This window comes from Telluria sp. AZSoR62 (assembly GCF_058111565.1).
The window spans coordinates 93,316-104,671 of record NZ_JBYTST010000006.1; the positions used below are offsets into that span (position 1 = coordinate 93,316).

At 69.8% G+C, this 11,356-nt stretch carries 5 protein-coding genes; 2 read left to right on the forward strand and 3 right to left on the reverse strand.

The window, feature by feature from the left end; all coding sequences use genetic code 11:
• Window positions 1-17 precede the first annotated feature (17 nt).
• Window positions 18-1,871, forward strand: a complete 1,854-nt coding sequence (locus AC3XQU_RS11340) for an autotransporter assembly complex protein TamA (RefSeq protein WP_489874270.1) — start codon at window positions 18-20, stop codon at window positions 1,869-1,871.
• Window positions 1,871-6,310 (forward strand): translocation/assembly module TamB domain-containing protein, encoded by a 4,440-nt coding sequence (locus AC3XQU_RS11345; protein ID WP_489874271.1) that lies wholly within the window; start codon window positions 1,871-1,873, stop codon window positions 6,308-6,310. Before AC3XQU_RS11340 ends, AC3XQU_RS11345 begins: the two co-directional genes overlap by 1 nt.
• Here AC3XQU_RS11345 and AC3XQU_RS11350 read toward each other — a convergent pair.
• The 3 genes from AC3XQU_RS11350 to AC3XQU_RS11360 are packed head-to-tail and all read right to left on the reverse strand — an operon-like array spanning window position 6,307 to window position 11,321.
• Window positions 6,307-7,539 carry a cyanophycinase gene (locus AC3XQU_RS11350; RefSeq protein WP_489874272.1) on the reverse strand — a complete coding sequence of 411 codons (1,233 nt, stop codon included), beginning with the start codon at window positions 7,537-7,539 and terminating at the stop codon, window positions 6,307-6,309. The genes AC3XQU_RS11345 and AC3XQU_RS11350 overlap by 4 nt on opposite strands.
• Window positions 7,540-7,594: 55 nt before the next feature.
• Window positions 7,595-10,345, reverse strand: a complete 2,751-nt coding sequence (locus AC3XQU_RS11355; RefSeq protein ID WP_489874273.1) for a TonB-dependent receptor — start codon at window positions 10,343-10,345, stop codon at window positions 7,595-7,597.
• A gap of 22 nt (window positions 10,346-10,367) precedes the next feature.
• Entirely contained in the window at window positions 10,368-11,321 is a 954-nt protein-coding gene (locus AC3XQU_RS11360; RefSeq protein ID WP_489874274.1) for a MurR/RpiR family transcriptional regulator, read from the reverse strand.
• Window positions 11,322-11,356: the final 35 nt, after the last annotated feature.

Here is an 11,356-nt window from a genome sequence, read left to right on the forward strand (position 1 = left end):
CTTACCATCGGAGCGCCATGTTTGCTGCAAGATCGATTCCCCGCCACCACCTGCGTCCCCTGCCCCGCCTCGCCCTTGGCCTGGGCGCCCTGCTGGTAGCGGGCACCCTCCACGCGCAGGGCATCGATTACCAGGTCCGGATCGACGCCCCGCGCCAGATCGAGAACATGCTGGAAGACAACCTCGACCTGATGCGCTGGCGCGGCAACCCGAAGGTGGACATGGAGCAGCTCCAGCGCCTGGTCAAGGAGGCGCCGGAACAGGCCAAGACCCTGATCGCCACCGAAGGCTATTACTCGCCCAAGATCTCGGCCGGCCTCGATACCGATGGCGGGCGTCCCGTTGCGCGCGTCATCGTCGACACCGGCGAGCCGACCCTGGTGGGCGAAGTCGATCTGGTGCTGCAGGGCTTCGCGCCCCTGGAGAAAGGAGCGGCACCCTTCGACGCGGCCGCCCTGCGCAGCCGCTGGAGCCTGCCGGTGGGCGCGCGTTTCCGCATGGCCGACTGGGAAGGCGCCAAGAAAGGCCTGCTGCGCGACGTGGCGCAGACGCGCTTCCCGCGCGCCCAGCTGGTCGAGACCAGCGCCACGGTCGACCCGGAAGCGCGCCGCGCCCTGCTGCGCGTCGTCATCGACAGCGGCCCCGAGATGCGCTTCGGCGAGCTGCGCATCCGCGGCCTGAAACGTTATCCGCGCGAAGTCATCACCAACCTGAACAAGATCAACCCGGGCGACATGTACAGCGAGGCCGCGCTGCAGGCCCTGCAGTCGCGCCTGCAGGACACCGGTTACTTCGCCACCGTCGAAGTGAGCGCCGACATGCGCGCCGTGCTCAACGAAGAGCTGCGCGAACTGCGCGAAGGCGACGACGATCCCGATGGCGACGCCACCACGCCAAAACCCCCGACCGGCCCCACCGTGCTGCCGGTGCTGGTGCGCGTGACCGAAAACCTGCGCAAGAACGTCGAAGTCGGCGTCGGCTTCTCTACCGATACGGGTGGGCGCCTGCAGGCCAGCTACGACGACCTGAACGTGCTGGGCAAGCGCATGAAGACCGACCTGATCTACGAACAGAAGCGCCAGACCGCGCGCGTCGACTTCTACTGGCCGACCACGCCCAAGGGCTATAACGACAGCGTCGGCGCCGGCGTCGAGCGCAACGACGTACGCGGCGAGATCACCACGCTGGCCACCGTCGCCGCCCGCCGCGCCTGGGGCTCGCCCCTGCTCGAGCGCAGCCTGACGCTGGAGGCCCTGGTCGAGAAGCGCGAAGTGCCGCCGCAAGAAGCCACCACCACGCGCAGCCTGCCGCTCACCTACAGCATCACCCGCCGCAAGCTCGACAGCCTGATCCAGCCGACCAACGGCTATGTGCTCCAGGGCCAGCTGGGCGGCGCCCTGCTGCCGATCCTGACCGACGAGAAATTCCTGCGCCTCTACCTGCGCGGCCTGATGTACAAGCCGCTGGGCCCGAGCGGCACCTTGATCCTGCGCGGCGAATTCGGCGCCGTCGCGGCCAAGGAAAAACTCGGCGTGCCGAGCACCTTCCTGTTCCGCGCCGGCGGCGACCAGTCGGTGCGCGGCTACGGCTACCGCGAACTGGGCGTGCGCGAAAACGGCGCCATCGTCGGCGGCAAATACCTGGCCACGGCCAGCGCCGAATACCAGTACTGGTTCCGTCCACCATGGGGCGTGGCGGTGTTCTACGACGTCGGCAATGCGGCCGACAAGGTCGGCGACCTGCAGCCGAAATCGGGCTTCGGCGTCGGCGCGCGCTGGCGCAGCCCGGTCGGCCCGATCAATGTCGACGTGGCCTACGGCCATGCCGTGAAAAAGGCGCGCCTGCACTTCTCCCTGGGATTCACCTTCTGATGGACACGAACGACACCACCCCAGCCGCCGCGGATACTCCCGCGCCGGCGCCGCACAAAGGGCGCCGCTGGCCGCGCCGCCTCGCCATCGGCGTCGTCGTCACCGGCGCCATCGTCGGCGGCACGCTCTGGTACCTGGGACGCGAAACCACGCTGCAGATGATCGCGCAAAAGGTCGCCGCCTCCACCGGCGGCAAGCTGACCATGACCGGTGTTTCCGGCTCGCTGTATGGCGCGATGTATATCGACCGCCTCACCTGGCGCACCGACGAGCAGCTCATCGTCGCCAACAAGATCAACCTGGCGTGGTCGCCGCGCCAGATCGTCTCGCGCGGCATCCTGGTCGACAAGCTGCATGCGGCCAACCTGCGCGTCGAGACGCTCAAGGAAAGCGAGGAGCCATCGACCATGCCGGTCAAGCTGGCCTCGCCCTTCCCGATCTCGATCCAGGACGCGCGCCTGAACCGCGCGACCTTTGTCGCCAACGGCGCCGAAACCCATATCGACAATATCCGCCTGCGCCTGGAAGGCAACAAGACCCGCTGGCAGATCCGCGACGCCGCCGCCGTCACCCCCTGGGGCGATGTGGCGGCAGCCGGCACCATCGCCGCCCAGCGTCCCTTCAAGCTCGACGCCACCGCCAGCCTGAGCCAGTCGCAAGCCAAGGCCGGCGCCCGCGCGGCCCAGCTCAAGATGAAGCTCGGCGGCGACCTCGAGACCACCCTGCTCGACGCCAGCGGCCAGGCCGGACGCGCAGTGGGCGAAGCGCACATGGTGCTGTCGCCCTACGCGAAGATCCCGCTGCGCTCGGTGCGCATCAGCGGCCGCAATGTCGACCCGGGCTTCTTCAACCCGTCGCTGCCGACGGCCGACCTGACCTTCGCCGTCAACGGCCAGCTGGATGCCAAGCGCAATGTCAGCGGCAAGGTCGACATCGTCAACGAGGGCCCCGAGGGCACCATCGACCAGCAACGCCTGCCGCTGCGCACCATGCGCGGACAACTGGGCGGCAACCTCGATGCGCTGCAGGTGTCCGACGTGCTGATGGACTTCGGCGGCGCCGGGCGCTTCACCGGCACCGGCGGCGTCGAGCGCGGCCCCGATGGAAAAGGCGTGGGCGTCGCCCGCTTCACCCTGCACACCGACCGCTTCGACCTCAAGCAGATCCACTCCAGCATGAAGCCGACCGCGATCCGCGGCGACATCCAGGTCACCAATGCCGGCAAGACGCAAACCCTGCAGGCCAGGCTGCTGGACAAGGGCTTGACGCTGGCCGCGCTGGCCACGCTCGAAGACAACGTCGTCACGCTGCGCGAAGGCCGCCTGTCCGCGGGCAGCAGCAGCGTCGCCGCCACCGGCAGCATGAACCTGCTCAAGGACAAGGCCTTCAAGGCCAGCGCCAGCGCCAGCCGCTTCAACCCGGCCGCCTTCGGCGACTACCCGCAAGCAGACATCAACGCCAGCGTCAACGTGGCCGGCGCCCTGGCCCCAAGCTGGCGCGTGGACGCCGACTTCGCCGTGCGCCGCAGCCGCCTGTTCGACCAGCCGCTCTCGGGCGAGGGCAAGCTGCGCGCCGACGCCAAACGCATCAGCGGCATCGACGCCGACCTGGCCCTGGGCCAGAACACGGTGGCACTGAACGGCGCCTTCGGCGGCAAGGGCGACCGTCTGCAATGGCGCGTCGACGGCCGCCAGCTGGCCGCCGTGCGCAGCGACCTGTATGGCGCAGTGGTGGCCAATGGCGTGGCCACCGGCACCATGCAGGACCCGCGCACCACTTTCGAAGTCAATGCCAATGGCCTGGGTTGGGTGGCCGCCCAGCGCAAGCAGGCCAGCGGCGCCTTGAGCGCCAAAGGCGAAGCCTGGCTGGCCGGCCCCGAAGGCGCGCGCACGGTGGAAGCGAAGCTGGCCGGTACGGCCCAGCGCTTCAACCCGGCCGCTTTCGGCTCGCCCCTGCCCGGCTCGATCAACGCCAGTTTCAGCGGCAGCGGCCGCGGCGGCGCCGACTGGCGCGCCGCGCTCGACCTGCGCGTGCAGGATTCGACCCTGTCGAAGTCGCCGCTGTGGGGCCACGCCCGCTTCAACGCCGACCGCCGCCACGTCTCGAACGCCGACGTCGACCTGCATGTCGGCGCCAACGTGGTCGCGGCCAAGGGCAGCTTCGGCGCGGGCAGCGACCAGCTGGCCTGGCGCATCGACGCGCCGCAACTGGCCGCGCTCGGCCCCGACTACGGCGGCGTGCTGCGCGGCCAGGGCACCCTGTCCGGCAGCATGGACACGCCGTCGCTCACCGCGGCGCTGGAAGGCCAGAACCTGCGCCTGCTCGGCACCCACAGCATCCGCACGCTGCGCGCCAGCGCGAATCTCGGCTCCGGCCGCGGCGCGCGCGACGCGCTGGCCAGCGACATCCAGATTACCGAGTACACGAGCGGCGAGACCCGCATCGCCTCGGCCAGCTTGAAAACCGAAGGCACGCGCGGGGCCCACACCCTGCGCGCCGCGGCGGTCGGCGACACCTTCGACGCCAATACCGAAGTAAGGGGTGGCTGGACGGGCGACACCTGGAGCGGCACCCTGGCCGCCCTGCAGAACCGCGGCCGCTACGCCATGGCCTTGCAGGCGCCGGTCCCGCTGCGCATCAGCGGCGCACCGGGCAGCGGCGTGATGGGGCTGGCCAAGCCGGAACGCATCGCCTTCAACGGCGCCGTGATCAAGCTGGCCTCGGGCAGCGTCACGGTCGACTCGCTCGTGAAGAACGGCCCGCGCTGGTCTAGCAAAGGCCATGCCGACAACGTGCCCCTGACCTACCTGGCGCAGTTCTCGCCGGCGATCCGCGAGAACGCGCGCGGCGACCTGACCGTGGGAGCGCAATGGGCGCTCGACCTGCGTACCGCCACCGGCGGCGCCCCGGCGCTGGACGGCATGGTGCACGTGTTCCGCGAAAAGGGCGATGTGATTGCCGGCGGCGACAGCCCGGTGCCGCTCGGCCTGCGCCAGTTCGAGGCCCGCGCCGACGTCCAGGCAGGCGCCCTGCGCGTGCGCCTGAACCTGGACGGCGCCCGCACCGGCACCGCCAGCGTCGAAGGCAGCGCCCAGCTGCTGCAAGGCCGCCTGCACCGCGACAGCCCGATGCGCATGACGGCCAACGCCAACATGGCGTCGATCGCCTGGCTGGCTTCCTTTGCCGGCCAGCCAGGCCTGGAGCTCGACGGCGCGCTGCGCCTGGCGCTCACGGGCGCCGGCACCATCGGCACGCCCCGCCTGAACGGCAACGTCACGGGCGACAACCTGGCCGTGCGCTGGGCCGAACAGGGCGTGCGCCTGCAGAACGGCCAGCTGCGCGCCGCGCTCGCCGGCGACGAGCTGCAGCTGCAGCGCCTGTATTTCCAGGGCCGCCAGGGCAGCGCCACCGCGGACGGCTTCCTGCGCTTCTCGAGCGGGCTGTCGGCGGCCAACCTGAAAGTCACGGCGGACAAGCTCGAAGTGCTGTCGCGTCCCGACCGCACCGTGGTCGTCAGCGGCAATGCCGCGCTGGTGCGCGACGCCAGCCAGTTCACGCTGGAAGGCAATGTGCGCGCCGACCGCGCATTGATCGAATTCGCGCCGCAGGGCCGCCCCACCATCTCGGACGACGTCATCGTGCTGGGCCAGGGCGGCGCCAAGCCGGCGCCCTCGAACAAGGAAGCGGAGATGCCGCTGTCGATCAACCTGCGCGCCGACCTGGGCGACGAGTTCCGCCTGCGCGGCCTCGGTATCGACGCTACGCTCGCCGGCAACGTCCGCGTGCGCAAGGTCGGCGCGGCCGCGCCGCGCGTGAACGGCACCATCCGCGCCGTCGACGGCAATTACGCGGCCTATGGCCAGAAGCTGGCGATCGAGCGCGCCGTGATGACATTCAGCGGCGCCTACGACAACCCGGCGCTCGACATCCTCGCCGTGCGCAAGCAGCCGGAAGGCGAGCAGCTGTCGCAGACCAACGTCGAAGCCGGCGTGCAGGTGCGCGGCACCGCGCAGTCGCCGGACGCGCGCCTGGTGTCGACGCCGAACGTGCCGGACAGCGAAAAACTGTCCTGGCTGGTGCTGGGTCACGGTATGGAAGGCACCAGCGGCAACGAGAAGGACGTGCTGGCCGCGGCTGCCGGCGCCCTGCTGGGCGGCAAGGGCGGCACCGGCGGCTTCACGCAGAAGCTGGCGACCTCGCTCGGCGTGGATGAACTGGGACTGAAGCAGGCCAACGGCGGCGGCACCGGCCTGGAAGGCACCGTGGTGACGGTGGGCAAGCGCATCTCGTCGCGCGCCTACCTGAGCTTCGAACAGGGCGCCACCACGGCCTCGAGCCTGGTACGCCTGCGCTACAAGCTGACCCCGAAGATCTCGCTGCAATTCCAGACCGGCACCAATACCGCGCTGGATGTGCTGTACTCCTGGGCCTTCGACTAGCCCGGCCCGGCCTTGCCGGCAGGCTGGCGCTGGTAGAGCGGCTGCTGCAGCAGGATCGGATGCACGTCCAGCCGCATCCGGTAGACCGACATCCCCTGCCCGGTGGCCGACAGCCAGGCCTCGGTTTCAAGCAGGCGCCTGAAGGAAAATTCAAAACCCTTGCCCGGATCGGCGCCGGCCGGCCCGCCGAAGGCAAGGCCGGTCGCGCCGGTCTGGTCGCTGTCGGCCAGCTTTTCCATCAAGTCGACCACCATCGTATTGGCCAGGATATCCGGATAGAACAGCGCGCCCCGGTGCGCCGGGCGGGCCGGGTCGAGTTTTTCCTTGTCCGGCCCCGGCACCAGGCGCATGCGGGAAAAATCGATGCGGTCGCCGCTGTCGAGATAGCTGATGCGCGCATTGCTCAGGCTGAAAGCCGCGCCCGGCGCGGCGCCGATAGCGCCGGACAATTCGAGCAGCACCGCCCCCTTGTAGCCGATCACCTGCGCCTCGCGCCCCGGTCCCAGCACCACGGCGCTGTTCTCGTCCACGCCCAGGCCGAGGCGGTAGCCCTTGGCCAGCATCGCCGGCAGCATGCGGGCAAAGCGCCCGCGCACCAGCAGGTGCTGGTCGATGAACAGTTCCTCTCCCGCGAAGCCCAGGCCGGGCGCGATGTCCTTGCCGTCCACCACGCCCTGCTTGAGCAGGGCCAGCACCGGCGGCGCTTCGTAGAACATGGTGCTGCTCATGACGGCCGCGCCGGCGCTGGTGCCGGCGATGACGCCGCCGCGGCGGTACATCGACCACAAGGCTTGCAGTACCTGCGAGCGGCTGCCGTCGGGGCGCACCAGCGCGGCGGTGATGCGGCCCTGGTCGCCGCCGGTGAAGAACGCGCCCCCGGCCGCGGCGACGCGCCGGGCCAGCTCGGGATCCTCGGCCGCCTGGCGCGGGCCGGCGCCCAGTCCGGCGCCCACCGGCACCACGAAGGGCCGCGCGCCATACCGTTCCAGCTGCGCCGCCGTGCTGCGCGCGGCCCGCTCCGGATTGCCCGACGCGGTCGGCAGCACCGCCACCGCCGCGCCCTTGCCGCCGGCCAGCTGCACGATGCGTTCCCATACCTCGGCATTGTCGCCGCGCAGCGCGCCGCCGATCACCACCAGCGAACCGGCCGGCGCCGGCGCGCCGTCCCGGGCCGCGGCGCCCACCTGCAGCGCCAGCAGCAGCGCCGCCATGCATGCGCGCTTGAACATGTCCTGCTCCTTGAAAAAAAAGGCTGCCCGGGATGCCGGACAGCCGCAAGACGGCTTAACGGAAAGCGTAGTTCAGGCTGACGAACCCGTTGCGCCCGCGCGGGTCGGTGTAGGTCGGGTCATACCCGGCCAGGAAGTAATAGGCCTGGTTCGAGAACGGCGGCGCCTTGTCGAACAGGTTCAGCACCCCGGCGCGCAGCTTGAGCTGCTTGGTGATGTTCCAGCTGCCGGTCAGGTCCCACAGCGAATACGAGGACACTTTGCGCGACGGCAGCAGCGCATCGCTGACCGGATCGTAGGTGGTGTTCTGGTCGGTGTAGCCCGAGGAGAACTGGTTGGCCAGCGTCAGCCCGACCTCGCCCATGCTCCAGTCCACGCTGGCGCGGTGGCGCCAGCGCTGGATCACCTGGTCGTTCAGGAACACGCCGAGGTTGCTGCGGTAGCCTTCCTGCGGACCGAACTGGCGGTCGTACTTGAGGATATAGGTGCCGCTCAGGTTGGCGGCCAGGCGGCCATAGGCGCCGGCGGCGCCGCGCCACTCGCCCGACAGGTCGATGCCCGAGGTCTTCAGGCGCCCCTGGTTTTCCTTCTGCAGCAGGATGTTGGAGATGAAGCCGTCGCTGTCGCGCTGGATGTACTTGCCGTTGTAGGCGGCCGGGTTGTCGACGATGATCTGCTCGCCCAGGGTGCTGATGACATCCTTCTTGCTGATGTTCCAGTAGTCGAGCGCGATGCTGGCGCCGCGGCCCGCTTCCAGCACGGCGCCCAGCGAGAGCTGGCGCGACTTCTCCGGTTTGAGGTCGGGATTGGAGCGGCGCTCGACCGCCCACTGGTCGGTGCACAGGTCGATGCTGCCTTCCTGCGCGACGCATTGCGGGTCGGTCAGGAAGCTCGAGGCGGTGCCGTAGGTGGTCGGGCGCTTCAGGTCCGACAGCGAGGGCGCGCGGAAACCGGTGCCGGCCGAGGCGCGCACCATCAGCGGCTTGAGCGGCTGCCAGCGCATGCCCAGTTTCGGATTGGTGGTCGAGCCGACTTCGCTGTAGCGGTCGTGGCGCAGCGCGAACTGCATTTCCAGTTCCTTGGTGAACGGGGCGTTCAGCTCGGCGAACACCGAGCGCACCTTGCGGCTGTCGTCGGTGGCCTTCAGGTCGGTGGTCGAGCCGACCGCCACACCGCTGTCGCGGTCGCCGGCGATGTTGTTCGACAGGAGCAGTGCGGAGGGGCGGAACTGCTGGTCCTCGTGGCGGATTTCACCGCCCACCGCGACCGCCAGGTCGCCCCCGCCCAGCGCCATCAGGGCGCGCGAGGCCTTGGCGTCGAACGAGGTGGACACGCCCTTGGACTTGCGCGCCTCGTCGTTGACCTTGATGCTCTCGATCAGGTCGCGCCCCGCCTGCGACGAGGGGCCGAAGGGATTGACGGTGCCGGCGCGCACCGCGGCATCGAACTTGTCGAACAGGACGTAGCCGTCGATGTACTTGTCGACCGCGCGGTTCTCGGCGCGCGCCAGGCCCACGTCGTAGTCCCAGCCGGCGGCGATGCCGGTGGCGCCCAGCACGATGCGCTGCGCGCTGCTGGTCACTTCGTTGGTGCGGTTGCCGGCCTCGGTCATGCGGTAGCGGATGCCGCCCACGGTGGCAGGCAGGCCGGGACCGGTCAGGGCCGTGCGGTAGCGTTCCGGCAGCACCGCTACCGGCAGGTTGCGGATGCGGATCGGGTTGGGCGAGAGCACATAGCTGCTTTCGGCCTCGGACTGCACCAGCTCGGCGAACAGCTGGTGGTCGTCGGCCAGCTGGAAGGTGGCGCGGCCGACAAAGCCGATCTTGCGCGACTCCGGATAGATCTCGGTGTCCTGCATGTAGTCGTAGCTGCAGCCGAGCGCCCCGCCCGGGCCGCGCGGCACGAACACGCTGGCCGGCGGGTTGCAGCCCGGCGCGCTCGGGTTGACGCGGTTGGCGGTGGCGCCCGCGGCCAGCACGCCGGCGCGGATCAGGGCCGCGCGCTGCGCGCCCGAGATATCGATGTTGGCCGGGTAGGTGTTGCTCGACATGAGCGCCGGCAGCGTGCCCGCCAGCGGGCGCTCGGCGATGAAGTCGCGCTGGCTCGAACGGAGCGACCCCAGCTTCTGGGCGTCGAGTACGCCGAACACGTTGAAGCGGTCGCGCTCCAGGTCGCCGACGCCGCCGCTGATGCTGGCGGTCTTCTTTTCCGCCCCGCCCTCGTGCGTGGCCGCGGCCGAGACGCTCAGGTCGACGCCGGTGTAGTCCTTGCGGGTGATGAAGTTGATCACGCCGCCGATCGCATCGGTGCCATAGATCGCCGAGGCGCCGTCCTTGAGCACCTCGACGCGCTGGATCGCGCCGGCCGGGATGTTGTTCAGGTCCACGCCGGCGTTGTCGCCGGGCGAAGCGAAGTTGGCCAGGCGGCGCCCGTTGAGCAGGATCAGGGTCGAGGACACGCCGATGCCGCGCAGGTTGGCGCCGTTGAAGCCGCGCTGGCCGGAGGTGCCGTCGGTGATGCTGGCGCCGTCCGACAGCGGCGCCGTGTTGGCGCTGATGTTGCGCAGCAGCTCGGCCGCGGTGGTCACGCCGCTTTTCTCGATGTCTTCACGCTTGATGAGCTGTACCGGCAGCGCGGTCTCGTTGTCGATGCGCTTGATCGACGAGCCGGTGATCTCGACGCGCTGGATCTTCGGCGGCGTCTCCTGCCCCTGCGCCATGGCCTGGTGCGGCGCCAGGTTCAGTGCGGCGATCACGGCCAGCGCCATGACCTTCGGCTGCGGCAACCTGCTTGCTTGCTCTTTCATGCGTGTGCTCCCTTTATGTTCACTACGATTTTTGTCGACGCTTGCTGGTGCTGCTGGAAACGGGATCGGGACCGCACAGGTAGGCGGAGATGGCCTCGGTCAGGCGCGCCGCCTTGGCCACGTTGGATTTGTTGGACACCATCAGGGCCACCGCCAGCGCTTCGATGACCGCCAGCGTGGCGCTCGAACTGCTGGGCAGGACCGGATGCACGCTGTGGGCATACAGGACGTGGTGCCCGAGCCCGGCCAGCGGCGAGGCCGGCGAATCGGTGACCGCGACCACGGTGGCGCCGCGGTCGCGCGCGAACTGGGCCAGGCGCACCACGTCCAGCGCGTAGCGCGGCAGCGAGATCACGACCAGCACGTCCTTACCGGTGATGTTGGCCAGGTGGCCGGCCGCCACTTCGGTGCCGCCGCTGCCGGCCACCTCGACCACGTGCGGGCAGAAGGGTTGCAGGTGCATGGCCAGGATGCCGGCCAGGTGCGAGGACAGGCCGAAGCCCAGCACGTAGACGGTGCGCGCGCCGGTCAGCGCCGCCACCACCTTGTCCACCGCGCCGCCGTCGAGCGACTGGCGGCTGGCCGCCACGGCGGCCTCGGCGTAGTTCAGGCTTTCGAGTGCGGGCGAGGCGCTGCGCGTGCGGCGCGCGATGTTGTTGCGCAGCTTGTCGACCGGCTGCAGCACGGCCTGCAGGGTCTCGGCCACCGCCCCGCGCATGGCTGCGTAGTTCTTGAATCCGAGGTCGCGCGCAAACCGGCTGATGGTGGCGGTCGAGACCTGGCAAGCCTCGGCCAGCTCCTCGATGCCCAGCGCGGTGGCGCGCATATGGTTGCGCAGCAGGTAGTCGGCGATGCTGCGGTTCGACGCCGATCCATCGGCCAGCACCTGCAGCAGGCGCTGCCCCAGCGCCGACTCGGCAAAGCCGATGTCGGGCGAGGCGTTGTGCTTCACGGTGGCGGTGTCGTGTGGAGTCATGGGATCGGCCTTCGCGGAATGTAAGTAAATTTACA

Bases quoted from the DNA above. Each gene is read 5' to 3' on its own strand.
- AC3XQU_RS11340 (WP_489874270.1), top strand. From the start codon at position 18: ATGTTTGCTGCAAGATCGATTCCCCGCCACCACCTGCGTCCCCTGCCC.
- AC3XQU_RS11345 (WP_489874271.1), top strand. From the start codon at position 1,871: ATGGACACGAACGACACCACCCCAGCCGCCGCGGATACTCCCGCGCCG.
- AC3XQU_RS11350 (WP_489874272.1), bottom strand. From the start codon at position 7,539: ATGTTCAAGCGCGCATGCATGGCGGCGCTGCTGCTGGCGCTGCAGGTG.
- AC3XQU_RS11355 (WP_489874273.1), bottom strand. From the start codon at position 10,345: ATGAAAGAGCAAGCAAGCAGGTTGCCGCAGCCGAAGGTCATGGCGCTG.
- AC3XQU_RS11360 (WP_489874274.1), bottom strand. From the start codon at position 11,321: ATGACTCCACACGACACCGCCACCGTGAAGCACAACGCCTCGCCCGAC.